General features: G+C 61.1%; 14 protein-coding genes. 7 read left to right on the top strand and 7 right to left on the bottom strand.

Annotated features, from left to right (window positions below; all coding sequences use genetic code 11):
• The first annotated feature begins 3 nt into the window (after nucleotides 1–3).
• Nucleotides 4–1,155: an acyl-CoA dehydrogenase family protein gene (locus ACOYXG_RS12895; protein WP_096796063.1), complete on the top strand. Its 1,152-nt coding sequence runs from the start codon at nucleotides 4–6 to the stop codon at nucleotides 1,153–1,155.
• 186 nt (nucleotides 1,156–1,341) lie between these two features.
• On the opposite strand, the gene ACOYXG_RS12890 is transcribed toward ACOYXG_RS12895, so the two are convergent.
• The 6 genes from ACOYXG_RS12890 to ACOYXG_RS12865 form a co-directional block, all read right to left on the bottom strand.
• Nucleotides 1,342–2,115 (bottom strand): enoyl-CoA hydratase, encoded by a 774-nt coding sequence (locus ACOYXG_RS12890; protein WP_098963986.1) that lies wholly within the window; start codon nucleotides 2,113–2,115, stop codon nucleotides 1,342–1,344.
• 15 nt (nucleotides 2,116–2,130) lie between these two features.
• Nucleotides 2,131–3,258 (bottom strand): acyl-CoA dehydrogenase, encoded by a 1,128-nt coding sequence (locus ACOYXG_RS12885; RefSeq protein ID WP_027611962.1) that lies wholly within the window; start codon nucleotides 3,256–3,258, stop codon nucleotides 2,131–2,133.
• Between the two features lie 142 nt (nucleotides 3,259–3,400).
• Complete coding sequence (locus tag ACOYXG_RS12880) at nucleotides 3,401–4,594, bottom strand: acetyl-CoA C-acyltransferase (protein WP_115989821.1); 1,194 nt, start codon at nucleotides 4,592–4,594, stop codon at nucleotides 3,401–3,403.
• A 12-nt stretch (nucleotides 4,595–4,606) separates the two neighbouring features.
• The gene (locus tag ACOYXG_RS12875) at nucleotides 4,607–5,368 is read right to left on the bottom strand and encodes an SDR family NAD(P)-dependent oxidoreductase (RefSeq protein ID WP_139054020.1); all 762 of its coding nucleotides are present in this window, start codon (nucleotides 5,366–5,368) and stop codon (nucleotides 4,607–4,609) included.
• A 15-nt stretch (nucleotides 5,369–5,383) separates the two neighbouring features.
• Complete coding sequence (locus ACOYXG_RS12870; protein ID WP_103367191.1) at nucleotides 5,384–7,048, bottom strand: AMP-binding protein; 1,665 nt, start codon at nucleotides 7,046–7,048, stop codon at nucleotides 5,384–5,386.
• A 423-nt stretch (nucleotides 7,049–7,471) separates the two neighbouring features.
• The gene (locus ACOYXG_RS12865) at nucleotides 7,472–8,488 is read right to left on the bottom strand and encodes an AraC family transcriptional regulator (protein ID WP_460358185.1); all 1,017 of its coding nucleotides are present in this window, start codon (nucleotides 8,486–8,488) and stop codon (nucleotides 7,472–7,474) included.
• 229 nt (nucleotides 8,489–8,717) lie between these two features.
• On the opposite strand from ACOYXG_RS12865, the gene efeU reads away from it, so the two are divergent.
• Genes efeU through efeO (ACOYXG_RS12845) form a run of 4 tightly spaced genes read left to right on the top strand, consistent with a single transcriptional unit; the run spans nucleotide 8,718 to nucleotide 12,946 of the window.
• Nucleotides 8,718–9,572 carry an iron uptake transporter permease EfeU gene (efeU, locus tag ACOYXG_RS12860; RefSeq protein WP_027611967.1) on the top strand — a complete coding sequence of 285 codons (855 nt, stop codon included), beginning with the start codon at nucleotides 8,718–8,720 and terminating at the stop codon, nucleotides 9,570–9,572.
• 8 nt (nucleotides 9,573–9,580) lie between these two features.
• Complete coding sequence (efeO, locus tag ACOYXG_RS12855; RefSeq protein WP_460358181.1) at nucleotides 9,581–10,780, top strand: iron uptake system protein EfeO; 1,200 nt, start codon at nucleotides 9,581–9,583, stop codon at nucleotides 10,778–10,780.
• A 17-nt stretch (nucleotides 10,781–10,797) separates the two neighbouring features.
• A complete protein-coding gene (efeB, locus tag ACOYXG_RS12850) occupies nucleotides 10,798–12,096 on the top strand; it encodes an iron uptake transporter deferrochelatase/peroxidase subunit (protein WP_460358179.1) in 1,299 nt (432 codons plus the stop codon).
• A gap of 25 nt (nucleotides 12,097–12,121) precedes the next feature.
• Nucleotides 12,122–12,946, top strand: coding sequence for an iron uptake system protein EfeO (efeO, locus tag ACOYXG_RS12845; RefSeq protein WP_027611970.1), 825 nt, complete (start codon nucleotides 12,122–12,124; stop codon nucleotides 12,944–12,946).
• 123 nt (nucleotides 12,947–13,069) lie between these two features.
• Here the strand turns inward: efeO (ACOYXG_RS12845) and pssA are convergent, their stop codons facing one another.
• Nucleotides 13,070–14,413, bottom strand: coding sequence for a CDP-diacylglycerol--serine O-phosphatidyltransferase (gene pssA / locus ACOYXG_RS12840; protein ID WP_115989828.1), 1,344 nt, complete (start codon nucleotides 14,411–14,413; stop codon nucleotides 13,070–13,072).
• Between the two features lie 215 nt (nucleotides 14,414–14,628).
• Here pssA and ACOYXG_RS12835 point away from each other — a divergent pair, with 215 nt between their 5' ends.
• Nucleotides 14,629–15,192, top strand: a complete 564-nt coding sequence (locus ACOYXG_RS12835; protein ID WP_096796073.1) for a TetR/AcrR family transcriptional regulator — start codon at nucleotides 14,629–14,631, stop codon at nucleotides 15,190–15,192.
• Between the two features lie 56 nt (nucleotides 15,193–15,248).
• Complete coding sequence (locus ACOYXG_RS12830; RefSeq protein ID WP_115989829.1) at nucleotides 15,249–15,728, top strand: nuclear transport factor 2 family protein; 480 nt, start codon at nucleotides 15,249–15,251, stop codon at nucleotides 15,726–15,728.
• Nucleotides 15,729–15,803 lie beyond the last annotated feature (75 nt).

Below are 15,803 nucleotides of genomic sequence, written 5' to 3'. Positions count from 1 at the left end.
GTCATGCACGATCTCGAACTGACTGAAGAACAAGTGATGATCCGCGACATGGCCCGAGACTTCGCCCGTGGCGAAATCGCACCGCATGCGCAAGCCTGGGAAAAGGCCGGCTGGATCGACGACGCGCTGGTGGCAAAGATGGGCGAACTCGGTCTGCTCGGCATGGTGGTGCCCGAGGAATGGGGCGGCACTTACGTCGATTACGTGGCCTACGCCTTGGCGGTGGAAGAAATCTCTGCCGGCGATGGCGCGACCGGCGCGTTCATGAGCATCCACAACTCGGTGGGCTGCGGCCCGGTCATGAACTACGGCAGCGAAGAACAGAAAAAGACCTGGCTGGCGGATCTCGCCAGTGGCCAGACGATTGGCTGCTTCTGCCTCACCGAACCGCAGGCCGGCTCCGAAGCGCACAACCTGCGCACCCGCGCCGAACTGCGCGACGGCCAGTGGGTGATCAACGGCGCCAAGCAATTCGTCAGCAATGGCAAACGGGCGAAACTGGCGATCGTGTTTGCGGTGACCGATCCGGATCTGGGCAAGAAAGGTATTTCCGCGTTCCTCGTACCGACCGATACCCCGGGTTTCATCGTCGATCGCACCGAACACAAGATGGGCATCCGCGCCTCCGACACCTGCGCGGTGACCCTGAACAACTGCAGCATTCCCGAGGCCAACCTGCTCGGTGAGCGCGGCAAGGGTCTGGCGATTGCCCTGTCCAACCTCGAAGGCGGCCGCATCGGCATTGCTGCGCAAGCCTTGGGCATCGCTCGGGCAGCGTTTGAAGCGGCGCTGGTGTATTCCCGCGATCGCATCCAGTTCGGCAAGCCGATCAACGAACACCAGAGCATCGCCAACCTGCTGGCCGACATGCACATGCAAATCAACGCGGCGCGCTTGATGATCCTGCACGCGGCGCGCCTGCGCACGGCGGGCAAACCGTGCCTGTCGGAGGCATCGCAGGCCAAACTGTTCGCCTCGGAAATGGCCGAAAAGGTCTGCTCCTCGGCGATTCAGATTCATGGCGGGTATGGGTATCTGGAGGACTATCCGGTCGAGAAGTACTACCGCGATGCGCGGATTACCCAGATCTACGAGGGATCGAGCGAGATTCAGCGGATGGTAATTGCGCGGGAGCTGAAGAACTACCAACTGTAAAAGCAAAAGATCGCAGCCTTCGGCAGCTCCTACAGGAAACCGGTGTAGGAGCTGCCGAAGGCTGCGATCTTTTGATGTTGCCTCAAAAGCTTCGCGAGCAAGCCCGCTCCCACATGGGATCTGCGTCGTACACAAATCCCATGTGGGAGCGGGCTTGCTCGCGAAGGCGTCAGTCAGCTCAGCGCATTATTTGCCCTGAAACTCCGGCGTCCGCTTGGCCACAAACGCCGCCATGCCTTCCTTCTGATCCTGCGTGGCAAACGCCGCATGGAACACCCGGCGCTCGAAGCGCACGCCTTCGGTCAGGTTGACCTCAAAGGCGCGGTTGACGCTTTCCTTGATCATCATCGCAATCGGCAACGACTTGCTGGCGATCACTGCGGCGACTTTCAGCGCCTCGTCGAGCAGTTCATCACTCGGCACGATCCGCGCAACGATGCCGCAGCGTTCGGCTTCCACCGCATCGATCATCCGCCCGCTGAGGCACATTTCCATGGCCTTGGCTTTGCCCACGGCGCGGGTCAGGCGCTGGGTGCCGCCCATGCCCGGGAGCACGCCGAGGTTGATTTCCGGCTGACCGAATTTGGCGTTGTCACCGGCGAGGATGAAGTCGCACATCAGCGCCAGTTCGCAGCCGCCACCGAGGGCAAAGCCGTTGACCGCAGCAATGATCGGCTTACGGCGGTTGGCCACACGGTCGCTGTCGCTGAACAGATCATCCATGTAGATCTGCGGATAGGTCAGTTCGGCCATTTCCTTGATGTCGGCGCCGGCGGCGAAGGCTTTCTTCGAACCGGTGATGACGATGCAACCGATGTTCGCATCCGCTTCCAGACCATCGAGGGCATGGTTCACTTCGCTGACCAGCTGCGCGTTCAAGGCGTTCAGCGCCTGTGGGCGGTTGAGGGTGATCAGGCCGACGCGGCCGTGGTTTTCCAGCAGAATCGTTTCGTAAGTCATGGGCAAGATTCCTTGTCAGAGATTGCGCGAAATAACCATGCGCTGAATGTCGCTGGTGCCTTCGTAGATCTGGCAGACGCGCACGTCGCGGTAGATGCGTTCCAGCGGGAAGTCGTTGAGATAACCGTAACCGCCCAGCGTCTGCAACGCCATTGAGCAAACCTTCTCGGCCATTTCCGAGGCGAACAGTTTCGCCATCGAAGCCTCGACCAGCGCGGGCTGACCGCTATCGCGCAGGGCCGCGGCGTAATGCACCATTTGCCGGGCGACGGCGATCTGCGTGGCCATGTCGGCGAGACGGAAGGCCACGGCCTGGTGCTCGATGATCGGCTTGCCGAAAGTATCGCGCTCACGTGCATAGTCGCGGGCCGCTTCGAACGCAGCGCGGGCCATGCCCACCGCTTGCGACGCGATACCGACCCGCCCGCCTTCAAGGTTGGCCAGGGCGATCTTGTAGCCTTCGCCCTCCTCACCCAAGCGATTGGCGACCGGCACTTTGACGTCTTCGAAGAGAATCTGGCAGGTGTCGGAGGCGTGCTGGCCGAGCTTGTCTTCGACCCGGGCGACTTTGTAGCCGGGCGAATCGGTGGGCACGATGAACGCCGTGATCCCGCGTTTGCCGGCACTCGGATCGGTCACCGCAAACACGATCACGATCCCGGCGTTCTGCCCGGAAGTGATGAACTGTTTGCAGCCGTTGAGTACGTAGTGATCGCCTTCGAGGCGCGCGCGGGTTTTCAGGCTACTGGCGTCGGAACCTGCCTGCGGTTCGGTCAAGGCGAAGGCGCCGAGCATGGCGCCGCTGGCCAGCGGTTTGAGGAAGCGCTCGCGCTGGTCGTCGTTGCCGAACTTGAGGATCGGCACGCAGCCCACCGAGTTGTGCACGCTCATGATGGTCGAGCAGGCGCCGTCGCCGGCGGCGATTTCTTCCAGGGCCATGGCGTACGCCAGGTAGCCGGTGTCACAGCCGCCCCACTGCTCCGGCACAAGCATGCCGAAGAAGCCCAGTTCGGCCATTTCGCCGATGGCTTCCTTGGGGAAACGATGCTCGCGATCCCACTCGGCGGCGAACGGTTTCAGCCGTTCCTCGGCGAATTGCCGGGCCATGTCGCGGATCTGGGTTTGGTCTTCGTTGGGAATCATGGTGAATCCTTAAATCCGGGTTACCACACAGAACCCCTGTGGGAGCGAGCCTGCTCGCGAAAGCGGTGTGTCAGTTAAGCAAACATTGACTGACACGACGCCTTCGCGAGCAGGCTCGCTCCCACACGGATTGGCGTTTGTTTCAATAAACGCATTCCACGGCCATCGCCGTGGCTTCACCGCCGCCGATGCAGATCGCCGCGATCCCGCGTTTCAGGTTTTTCTGGCGCAGAGCTGAGAGCAAGGTCACCAGAATCCGCGCACCCGAGGCACCGATCGGATGGCCCAGCGCGCAGGCACCGCCGTGCACGTTGAGCTTGTCGTGGGGGATTTCCAGGTGGGTCATCGCCGCCATCGCCACCACGGCGAACGCTTCGTTGATTTCGAACAGATCGACCTCGTTCAACGCCCAACCAGTCTTCTTCACCAGCTTCTTGATCGCGCCAATCGGTGCCACCGGGAACAGGCCCGGTGTGTCGGCAAACGCCGCGTGACCATGAATCACCGCCAGCGGTTTAAGCCCGAGTTTCTGCGCTTGCGACTGGCGCATCAGCACCAGTGCCGCCGCGCCGTCGGAGATCGAGCTGGAGTTGGCCGCCGTCACCGTGCCGCCTTCGCGGAACGCCGGTTTCAGCGAGGCGACTTTGTCCAGTTTGGCTTTCGGCGGCTGCTCGTCGTTGCTGATCAGCACCTGCTCTTTGCCGACGGTCACGGTCAGCGGCACGATCTCGGCCTTGAAGCTGCCGTCCTTGATCGCCTGTTGGGCCCGAGTGGTCGAAGCGATGGCAAACGCATCCTGGGCTTCGCGGCTGAAGTCATTGGTTTCGGCGCAGTCTTCGGCGAAGGTGCCCATCAGCCGGCCCTTGTCGTAGGCGTCTTCGAGGCCGTCGAGGAACATCGAGTCGAGCACCCGGCCATGGCCCATGCGGTAACCGGCGCGGGCACGATCCAGCAGATACGGGGAGTTGGACATGCTTTCCATGCCGCCGGCGATCACCACGTCGGCGCTGCCGGCCAGCAGCATGTCGTGGGCGAGAATGGTGGTCTCCATGCCCGAGCCGCACATCTTATTGACCGTGGTGCAGCGCGTCGACTTATCCAGCCCGGCACCCAAAGCTGCCTGCCGCGCCGGCGCCTGACCGAGGCCGGCCGGCAATACGCAACCGAACAACACTTCGTCGACCGCATCGCTGGCAACCCCGGCGCGCTCAACCGCGGCCTTGATCGCAGCAGCACCGAGTTGCGGCGCGGTGAGGCTTTTCAGTTCGCCCTGAAAACCGCCCATCGGGGTGCGGACGGCGCTGACGATAACAATCGGATCGTTGGCAATAGTCATGACAAATCCTCCTTACTTGGCGGCCATGCGCAAGGCGCCGTCGAGACGGATCACCTCACCGTTGAGCATGCTGTTTTCGATGATATGCCGAACCAGCGCGGCGTACTCGGCAGGTTTGCCAAGACGCGGCGGGAACGGCACGCCAGCGGCCAGCGACTCGCGCACTTCCGGGGTCATGCCGGCCATCATCGGGGTTTCGAAAATGCCCGGGGCGATGGTCATCACGCGGATGCCGAAGCGCGCCAGTTCGCGGGCGGCCGGCAGGGTCAGGCTGGCGATCGCGCCTTTGGAGGCGGAATACGCGGCCTGGCCGATCTGGCCGTCGAACGCAGCGACCGAAGCGGTGTTGATGATTACCCCGCGCTCGCCATCGGCATTCGCCTCGCTCTCGGCGATGGCCGCCGCGGCCAGACGCAGCATGTTGAAACTGCCGATCAGGTTGACGTTGATCACCTGGGCAAAACTCGACAGCGCATGCGGGCCGTTCTTGCCGAGGATCTTTTCGCCACGGACGATACCGGCGCAGTTGACCAGACCGTTGAGGCTGCCAAAGGCTTTCACCGTCGCCTGCACCGCAGCTTCGGCAGCGGCTTCGTTGCTGATGTCGGCCACCACGCTGTGCGCGCCGAGGCGCTGGGCCTGAGCGGCAACGGCTTCGGCGTTCATGTCCACCAGCATCACTTTGGCGCCGGCACTCACCAGCAATTCAGCGCTGGCCGCACCCAGGCCGGAGGCGCCGCCGGTGACGATAAAAACCTTGTTCTCGATCTGCATGACTGACTTCCTGATTCAAGCTGAAACGTTGTGCGCCGCGGCCTCTTGAGCCTTGGCGATTTCCTGGTTGCGCAAGATAAAGCGCTGCAATTTGCCGCTTGGGGTTTTCGGCAATTCGCTGACAAATTCGATTTCACGCGGGTACGAATGCGCGGCCAAGCGTTTGCGCACGTGTTGCCGCAGCTCTTCGGCCAGCGCCGGTTCGGCGCGGTATTGCGGGTTGAGCACGACGAAGGCCTTGACCAGTTCGGTGCGCTCCGGATCCGGCTTGCCGACCACCGCGGCTTCGACCACCGCCGGGTGTTCGATCAGCGCGCTTTCGACGTCGAACGGGCCGACGCGGTAGCCAGAGGTGGTGATCACGTCATCACTACGGCCGACGAAGCTGATGCTGCCGTCCGGGTTCCATTCCACCGTGTCGCCGCTGAGGTAGTAATTGCCGACGAAGGCTTTGGTCGGCACGCCCTCGTAGCCGCCGAACCAGCACATCGGCGACTGGGTGCGGTCGATGGCGAGAATGCCCGGCTGGCCGACACCGAGTTCGTTGTAGTGCTCGTCGAGCACCACGATGCGATGGCCCGGCGAGGCGAAACCAGCGGCGCCGAGGTGGATCGGGTGCTGCAGACCGTGGTGGTTGCACAGGACCATGCCCAGTTCGGTCTGGCCGTAATGATCGTGAATCACCACGTCGAGATTGTCGGCGAACCAGCGGATCACTTCCGGGTTGAGCGGCTCGCCGGCGCTGCTGACGATGCGCAACTTGCCCTTGATCGATTTGGCGAACTCGTTGCCACCGGCAATCAGCAAGCGGTACGCGGTCGGCGAGCCAGTGAGGTTGGTGATGGCGTATTTGTTGATCACCCGGCAGGTGCTTTCGAGGGTGAACGGGCCATCGTAAAAGGTGATCGGATGTCCCATCGCCATCGGCCCGGTGACGCCGAAATAGATGCCGTAGGCCCAGCCCGGATCGGCGACGTTCCAGAACGAATCTTCGGGGCGCAGATCCACCGCGTCGCGGGTGTAACTCAGGAACGCGACGATCGCCTTGAGCGGCACCGACAGTGCTTTCGACGGACCGGTGGTGCCCGAGGTGAACATCAGCAGGAACGGGTCTTCGCCCGTCAGCAATACCGGTTCGCAGACATTGGAATAGTTGGCCAGTTCGGCCCAGAAACTGAAGTCGCCACGCACGATGCCCTGACCTTTGGCGCCGCCGACGGTGACGATGGTCGGGCAATCCGTGACTTCAGCGAGTTTTGGCCGGTTGACCGCGTCGGTGACCACTACTTTGGCGCCGGAGCTGTTCAGGCGATGTTCGATGGCCTTGGGGCCGAATGCGGTGAACAGCGGCTGATACACCGCACCAATGCGCCAGGTGGCGAACACGGTGATGAGCAATTCGATGTTGCGTGGCAGCAGACCGGCGACCTTGTCGCCCTTTTGCACGCCTTGTTCGAGAAGGAAATTGGCGAAACGCGCGGCTTGGTCTTGCAGCTCGCTGAAGGTGTACGTGGCACTCGCACCGTCGCGGCCCTCCCAGAACAACGCAATGCGCCCCGGCAAGGCGTGGCGGTCGCAACATTCGACGCAGGCGTTGAGCGCCTCCAGCGTGCCGCTGAGCGCAGCGTCCACGGTGTGCTGATAGTTGAACTGTTCGGTGGCAGACAAGTAATCGCGCATTGCCAGAATCCCTCGGTGTTTTTATTAGGCTGGGAACCGTAAACAACACAGGGATAGTCGCGCTGCGGCGCTGAAGCGGCAATGGTCAAAGCCATCAAAGTGGCTGACTGGTTTGGCCAAGGTTCGAGAGATGTACAGGCTGGACTGACGCCTTCGGGAGCAAGCCCCCTCCCACAGGGAATTGCATTTCACAATGAGGGATCAGCCACAAAAGCAAGGGAGGCTGCAATCACAGAAGGAATGCATTTCAAATGGAAGGCCACCTGGGTAAGCCAGGCAGGCTGCACATCACAGGAACAATGCATTTCAAATGATGGCCACCTGAGCAATCCAGGCAGGCTGCAAATACCAGGAAAAATGCATTTCAAATGTGGGAGGGGGCTTGCTCCCGAAGAGGCCTGATCAGGCTACAAACAATCCGGATCAGACCGCTTCATTAAGGATCAGCGTGCGGTAATGCCCAGGATTGGACCCCGACCACTTGCGAAACGCCTTGTAGAACGAGCTCGCATCGGCAAACCCCAGCCGCGTCGCGATTTCGACGAAACTGATCGACGGCTCCGCCAGCCAGCTGATTGCCAGTTCCTTGCGCACGCTGTCCTTGAGCCCCTGATAGGTCTGCCCTTCCTCGGACAAACGTCGGCGCAGGGTCGAGGCGGACATGCACAGCTGTTGCGCCAGCGCCTCGGTCTCCGGCCACTGTTCGGCGGGTAGCTGCCGCAGGTCCTGTTTGATCCGGCTGGCGAGGCTTTCCGGGTCGCGGTATTTCACCAGAATGTTCGCCGGCGCATGGGCCAGAAAGCGTTTCAGTTCTTCGGCCGTACGCTTGATCGGCAGGTCGAGGCAGTCAGCAGCAAAGATCATCCGCGTGCGCGGACGCTCGAAGCGCAGGTTTTCCGAGAACATTACCCGGTAGTCGTCGCAGAAATCCGGCTCGGCGCAGCGCAGTTCGATCGCCAGAATCGGAATCCGCCGCCCCGCCAGCCAACAGGCCACGCCGTGGACGATCATCCAGTAGGTGAAATAGGTAAACGCCCGACGCGGCTCGGGATCGTCTTCGAGCAGGACGATTTCCGCCAGGCTCTGCTGATGCGCCAATTGCGCGGGCATTTTTTCCAGCATCAAGGAGAGGAAATTCAGGCCCATGCCCAGGCCGGCGGCCAGCGTCGGTTGCGCCATGGCGCTGCGGCAAAGGAACTCAAGGCTGCCGGACTTTAGCCGACGCGGATCCATGCCGAAGAACTCGTCATCGCCGCGCCGGGCCAGCAAGCGCCAGAGTCTGGCGTATTGCGAGGCAGGCACCCGACCTTGCTCGCTGTGCAGCAGCGCCGGAGCAATCCCGACCTTGTTCAAGACTTCATCCGTGGCCACGCCCGGGGCACAACTTTGCAGCAGCGCTTCACGCACCAGTTGCACGGCGATGGTGTCTTTTTCCGACATGGAGCGAGGCAGACCTTGTTGTTTTCGGGTGAGTGGCATCTTAACGCAGGATGCGAATTCAGCACGAATCCCCTGTGGGAGCGAGCAAGCCCGCTCCCACAGGGATTTGTGCGTGGCAAAAAACAGGTTGTTCAGCTTGCGTTCAGGTTTATGTCAATCATTGTCATGTGAGAATGGTTGTCATTATGTTACAACTTGTAACTTCTTCGAATGACTTAGTGGACACCGAATGCTCGTTCCCTTTCTGATCATGCTGCGCGAAGGCATTGAAGCCGCGCTGATCGTTGGCATCATCGCCAGCTACCTGCAACAGACCGGTCGTGGCCAGTGGATGCCGGCAGTGTGGATCGGCGTCTTCCTCGCCGCCGCGCTGGCGCTGCTGGTCGGCGGTGGCCTGGAACTGGTCAGCGCCGAATTCCCACAGAAACAGCAGGAGTTGTTCGAAGGCATTGTCGGTCTGGTCGCGGTGGGCATTCTCAGTTCGATGGTGTTCTGGATGCGCAAGGTCGCGCGTTCGATCAAGCATTCGCTGCAAGCCTCGCTCGATCACGCCCTGACCTCGTCAAAGCATCAGGTGATCGCGCTGATCGCCATGGTGTTCTTCGCCGTGGCTCGCGAAGGCCTGGAAACCGTGTTCTTCCTGCTCGCCGTGTTCCAGCAGAGCGAAGGCCCGGGCGCGCCGATCGGTGCCCTGCTCGGCCTGGTGCTGGCGATTGTTGTCGGCTTCCTGATCTACAGCGGCAGCATGCGCCTGAACCTGTCGGCGTTCTTCAAGTGGACCGGGTTGTTCATTCTGGTGGTCGCCGCCGGGATCCTCGCCAATTCGGTGCAAGCCCTGCATGAAGCCGGCGTGTGGAATCACCTGCAAACCGTGCTGTTCGACTTCAGCGCGACGCTGCCGATGGACGGCCCGCTGGGTTCGGTGCTGGCCGGCATGTTCGGGTATCAGGATGCGCCGACCGTCAGCACTCTCGGTGCGTACCTGATCTATCTGGTGCTGGCGCTGGTGATGTTTTTCTACCCCGCCGCGCCGGCCTCGAGCGCTGACGCCGCCGGCAAATCGTCTTCCGTTTCCAGCCAATAAGGGCCTCCATGTCAAAGCCTAATACTCCTCAGGCCTCGCCTCCCCGCGCCTTGCGCTGGGCGGTGGCCGGTTCGGTGGTCGTGATGATCGCCGCCGGTGGCCTGTTCTACTACGCCTCGAAAATGGCCGCTGCCAAGCGTCAGCACAACCATGACGAAGTGGTGGTCAACATCAACGCGCACAGCTGTGATCCGAATGAGCTGACGGTTCCTGCTGGCCGCGCCAGTTTCCGCATCGTCAACCGTTCTGACCGGGCGGTGGAGTGGGAAATCCTCGACGGCGTGCTGGTGATCGAAGAGCGCGAAAACATCGCGCCGGGCCTGAGCCAGGTGATCAACGCCAATCTGCAGCCCGGCGACTACGCGATCACTTGCGGTCTGCTGAGCAATCCGCGTGGCGTACTGCACGTGACGCCAACTGCAGCCTCCGATGCTGCCGCCAAGGCCAAGCCATCGATGGTCGCTTTCGTCGGGCCGCTGTCGGAGTTCCGTGTGTATCTGGCGACGCAGGGCAGCGCGCTGATCAAAGCCGTGACCGCACTGAATCAAGCGATTGCCGGTGGCGACCTGGCCCAGGCGCAAGCGCTGTACCTGCCGGCGCGTGCCGCTTACCAGCGTCTGGCGCCTGCCGCGCAACGGCTGGCCGAACTGGACAACAGCATCAATGCCCGCGCCGATTACTTCGAAAAACGCGAACAGGATCCGGCCTTCGTCGGTTTCCACCGGGTCGAATACGCGCTGTTCCAGCAACGCAGCCTCGATGGCTTGAACCCGGTTGCCGAGCGTCTGCTAGCCGACGTCACCACCCTAAAACAGCAACTGCTGGCCCAATCGCTGCCACCGGAGCAACTGGTAAGCATCGTGGTGCGCAATCTCAACACCCTGGCCGACGTGCGTGCTGCCAGCGGTGAAGAGGAACGCTACAGCCACGGCGACCTCAATGGCTTCGCCAGCAACCTGGAAACCGCACACAAAGTGGTCGAGCTGCTGCGGCCGATGCTGACCAGGTCGGCGCCGGATCTGCTGCCGAAAATCGACGCGGCGCTGAGTGATTTCGACAGCGTACTGAACAACTTCAAGGTCAAGGACGGCTACGCCACTTACGACACGGTCAGTGGCGAACAACGCAAACAGATCGCCGACAAGGCTCAGGCTCTGGCTGACGCTCTGGATGGCATCGATCCCGCCCTCGGCCTTTCCGGCCTGTAAGCAGAAGACGAATACCGATGAAAGAATTGCAAAACCTCGATCTGCAACGTCGCCGCCTGCTGATGGGCATGGGTGTCGCCGGCGTCGCCCTGGCCGGTTCGGCCCTGAGCTGCCCGGCCATGGCTGCAGCGCCGGCGCAAGTCACCGAAGCGCCGAGCAGCGACAAGACCGAAGACCGCCACGATTTCCATGGGGTGCACCAGACCGGGATCGTCACCCCGCGGCCGGCGGCCGGCATGTTCGTGTCGTTCGACGTACTGGCTAGCGATCGCGAAGACCTTGAGCGGCTGTTCCGTACCCTCAACGAGCGCATCGCGTTCCTGATGAAGGGCGGCCCGGTGGCGCAGATCGACCCGAAACTGCCGCCGCCGGATTCCGGCATTCTCGGCCCGGTGGTGACTCCGGACAACCTGACCATCACCGTCTCGGTGGGCGAGTCGCTGTTCGACGAGCGCTTCGGCCTGGCCGACGCCAAACCGAAGCGCCTGCAACGCATGGTCGGCTTCCCCAACGATGCGCTGGAGGCCGATTGCTGCCACGGCGACTTGAGCCTGCAGTTCTGCTCGAACACCGCCGACACCAACATTCACGCCCTGCGCGACATCGTCAAGAACCTGCCGGACCTGCTGCTGGTGCGCTGGAAACAGGAAGGCAGCGTGCCGCCGCAAGCTCCGGCGAAACCGGGTGTGCCGGCGCAATCGGCGCGTAACTTTCTCGGTTTCCGCGACGGCTCGGCCAACCCCGATTCCAACGATGCCAAGGCCATGGACAAGATTGTCTGGGTGCAACCGGGCAGCGATGAGCCGGCGTGGGCGGTCCACGGCAGCTATCAAGCGGTGCGGATCATCCGCAATTTTGTCGAGCGCTGGGATCGTACGCCGTTGCAGGAACAGGAAAGCATCATCGGCAGGGTCAAGACCACGGGTGCGCCGATGGGCGCGCAGCATGAGACCGAAGTCCCGGATTACAGCAAAGACCCGGAAGGCAAACTGACCAAGCTCGATGCGCACATTCGCCTGGCCAACCCGCGCACCGCCGCGAGCCAGGCCAACCTGATCCTGCGCCGGCCGTTCAACTACTCCAACGGCGTGAACAAGAACGGCCAGCTCGACATGGGCCTGCTGTTCATCTGCTACCAGGCCGATCTGGAAAAAGGCTTCATCACCGTGCAGACCCGGCTCAACGGCGAGCCGCTTGAGGAATACCTCAAACCGGTCGGCGGCGGTTACTTCTTCACCCTTCCGGGTGTCACCGGCGACAAGGATTTCATCGGTCGCTCGCTGCTCAACGCCACCCAACCCAAAACAGCTGCCTAACCATAAAAAACCTCGGAGCCGCTCCATGAAAAAGTCGCCACTCGCGTTACTGCTGACCCTCGGTTTGCTCAACACCCCGCTGTCGGCGTTCGCCGCGACGGCGCCACTGGATCTGGTCGGCCCGGTGTCGGACTACAAGATCTACGTCACCGAGCAACTGGATGAACTGGGCAGCCACACTAAACAATTCACCGATGCGGTGAAGAAAGGCGATCTGGCCACCGCGCAAAAGCTCTACGCGCCGACCCGCGTCTACTACGAGTCGATCGAGCCGATTGCCGAGCTGTTCAGTGACCTTGATGCGTCCATCGACTCGCGCGTCGACGACCACGAAAAAGGCGTGAAGGCTGAAGACTTCACCGGTTTTCACCGCATTGAATATTCGCTGTTCTCGGAGAAAACCACTGAAGGCCTGACCGCTCTGGCTGACAAGCTGGACAGCGACGTGAAAGACCTGCAGACCCGCGTCGCCGGCCTGACCTTCCCGCCGGAGAAAGTTGTCGGTGGTGCGGCTGCTCTGCTGGAAGAGGTTGCCGCGACCAAGATCTCCGGTGAAGAAGACCGTTACAGCCACACCGACCTGTACGACTTCCAGGGCAACATCGACGGCGCGAAGAAAATCGTCGACCTGTTCCGTCCGCAGATCGAAAAACAGGACAAGGCGTTTGTTGCCAAAGTCGACAAGAACTTCGCCACCGTGGACAAGATCCTTGCCAAGTACAAGACCAAGGACGGTGGTTTCGAGACTTATGACAAGGTGAAGGACAACGATCGCAAGGCGCTGGTTGGCCCGGTCAATACCCTGGCGGAAGACCTGTCCACGTTGCGTGGCAAGCTCGGTCTGAACTGATTGATGTAGAGGCCTTAAGTGCCCCATCGCGAGCAGGCTCACTCCTACAGTTGGAATGCATTCCCCTGTAGGAGTGAGCCTGCTAGCGATAGCGGTTTTAACCGCACCGAATAATCTGAAAGTTTACAAAATCCGGTAGAGCAACCGCTCGATCCGCACCCGGCTCACGCGCTTGAGAAACTTCGCCACCCCCGCCGGGTACTCCGGCAAGGTTTCCAGGTTCTGGAAGCTGGCAATCCGCGTGGTGTTGCGGAAGATCTCTTGCTGCTCCTTCGCCCGTGGCTCAAGCCACTCGCCTTGCGGATCATCGATCAGCAGCGCGTTTTCCAGGTCGAGACGAAATGCCCGTGGATTGAGGTTGTTGCCGGTCAGCAGCGTATAGCGCTGGTCGACCCACATGCCCTTGAGGTGATAGCTGTTGTCGCCGTCACGCCACAGATGCAGGTTCAACTGGCCGCTGTCGATGTTGCGCTGATGCCGCTTGGCAAAACGCCGCAGGCTGATTTCGTACAGATACGGCAGCGCCGCAATCACCTTGAACGGCTCGCTCGGCGGAATGTAGAAATCGTTGGCCGTCTTGTCGCCGACCACGATGTCGATCTTCACCCCACGGGCCAGCGCACGGTTGACCTCGCGGATGATCGGCAGCGGCAGGTTGAAGTACGGCGTGCAGATGGTCAGCTGCTGTTGCGCACTGGCGATCAGCTCGACAATCACCCGGTTCAACGGGTTGTTCTTGCCCACGCCCAGCAGCGGACTTACCGACAGGCCGGTATGCGCGGTGCTGCCGGCGCTGGTGTCGTACGCCGCATATTTGAGACGGCTGCGCAGGTCGCCGATGTCGTTGCGCAGGCTGCGGGTGGTCGGCAGGTTCGGCAGGTCGAGGCGATGCACAGCCTTGGATTCGATCAGACCGTGCTTGACCAGATGATGCATCGAATCCGCCAGTTCGCGGCTGTGCAGCACGTGGTAGCGGTCGAAACGGTACTTGTCGAACTTGTGCAGGTAGACGTTGTTCAGGCTCGCACCGCTGTAAACCACGCAATCGTCGATCACGAAGCCTTTCAGATGCAGGACGCCAAACAGTTCGCGGGTCTGCACCGGCACGCCGTAGACCGGCACTTCACTCTGATGGGTGCGGGTCATTTCCTGGTACCACGCCGAGTTGCCCGGCTGTTTGCCGGCACCGATCAACCCGCGCTGGGCGCGCAGCCAGTCAACCACCACGACGATCTCCAGCTCCGGGCGCTTGAGCTTGGCGGCGTGCAAGGCATCGAGGATTTCCTGACCGGCCTCGTCGTGCTGCAGATACAGCGCAACGATGTAGATGCGCCGGGTCGCCTCAGCGATTTTCTCCAGCAGGCAACGACGGAACTCGGCGGCGCCGGACAGAATGGTCACGGCCTCGGCAGTCAGCGGAAAGCTGCGCAGTTTGGGCAGCAAAGAGCGTTTGAAAAGCAACGGCATAGGGCTCGCAATGGGTCGAATCCGAAGAACCCGAGAGCTTACACCATCAACCGGTTCGGGTCTTGTTACTGTCTGTAATGCCCCCTTCGCGAGCAGGCTCGCTCCCACAATGGATCGCATTTCAAATGTGGGAGCGAGCCTGCTCGCGAAAGCGGTATGGCAGACACAAAAATAACTGCTTGACCAAGGAGAACGATCGTTCTACTGTTGGCCGCATGAACGAAATCACTGACACCTCGACCCGCGACATCATTCTGGATGTCACCGAAAAGTTGATCTACAAAAGTGGCATCGCGGCCACCGGCATGGATCTTCTGGTGAAAACCGCCGGCGTCTCCAGAAAAAGCATCTACCGCTACTTCGCCAACAAGGAGGAGCTGACCGTCGCCGCCCTGCAACGCCGCGATGTGCGCTGGATGCACTGGTACCGCAGCGCCGTCGATCAGGCCGAAACCCCGGCCGACCGCCTGCTCAACCTGTTTACCGTGCTCAAAAGCTGGTTCGCCTCGGAAGGCTTCCGTGGCTGTGCTTTCATCAATACCAGTGGCGAGACCGGTGATCCCGAAGACCCGGTGCGCCAGGTCGCCAAAGACCACAAACAGAAGCTGCTCGACTACCTGTGCGAGCTGTGTACCGAACATGGCGTCGAAGATCCGCAACGTCTGGCCAGACAATTGCTGATCCTGATTGACGGCGCCATTACCGTAGCGCTTGTGATGGGTGATCACAGTGCCGCTGATAATGCGCAATGCATGGCGCGTAAGTTATTGGACCTGTAACGCCTTAAATAAGCCTCAACCGTTGTTTAATCGTTAATTAGATCGGGAGACTGAAAATGTCGACTGCTGCCCAAGTGCGTCCGCCTTTACCGCCGTTCAATCGTGAATCGGCTATCGAAAAAGTACGTCTGGCCGAAGATGGCTGGAACTCCCGCGATCCCGAGAAGGTTTCGCTGGCCTACACCCTCGACACAAAATGGCGCAACCGCGCCGAGTTCGCCAACAACCGCGAAGAAGCCAAGGCCTTCCTGACCCGTAAATGGGCCAAGGAACTCGACTACCGCCTGATCAAGGAACTCTGGGCCTACTCTGACACGCGGATTGCCGTGCGCTACGCCTATGAATGGCGCGACGATTCGGGCAACTGGTTTCGTTCCTACGGCAATGAAAACTGGGAGTTCGATGAGCACGGCCTGATGTTCCAGCGCTATGCCTGCATCAACGACATGCCGATCAAGGAAAGCGAGCGCAAGTTCCATTGGCCGCTGGGTCGGCGTCCGGATGATCATCCGGGGCTGTCGGAACTGGGTCTCTAGTTCACATAGATCGAAAATGTGGGAGCGGGCTTGCTCGCGAAAGCGGTTTGTCAGTTACATGAATATTGACTGACA

Source organism: Pseudomonas sp. G3-39 (genome assembly GCF_054790485.1).
This window is presented reverse-complemented; position numbering and strand designations above follow the sequence as displayed.